Annotated in this window: 1 protein-coding gene; it reads left to right on the forward strand. The window is 64.9% G+C overall.

The window, feature by feature from the left end:
• On the forward strand, window positions 1-282 hold a 282-nt coding region (locus WN73_RS11500), incomplete at both ends, for a hypothetical protein (protein ID WP_271552814.1).

Raw genomic sequence — 282 nt, forward strand, 5'->3', positions numbered from 1 at the left:
TCACCGTTGAGCAAGCTGACGCTGACCTCGAGCGGCACCATCAAGAACGGCACGGTCGTGGATACCGGGTCAGGACTGGTCGCCGCCAACGGCACGCTGGACGGGGTGACGTATCAGGGCGCGCTGGACATGAGCGCAGCGTCGTCGGTGCTCTATCTGAAGGACGGCTTCACCGGCGGCTCGGGTGGCGCCACGATCAATCTGACGGGGACGTCCAGCACGCTCTACAGCCAGGACACCGAGACGCTCGACAACGCGACCCTCAACATCGGCAACGACAGC

Origin of the sequence: Bradyrhizobium sp. CCBAU 45394, assembly GCF_028128655.1 — a bacterium.
Taxonomy (GTDB): Bacteria; Pseudomonadota; Alphaproteobacteria; order Rhizobiales; family Xanthobacteraceae; genus Bradyrhizobium; species Bradyrhizobium diazoefficiens.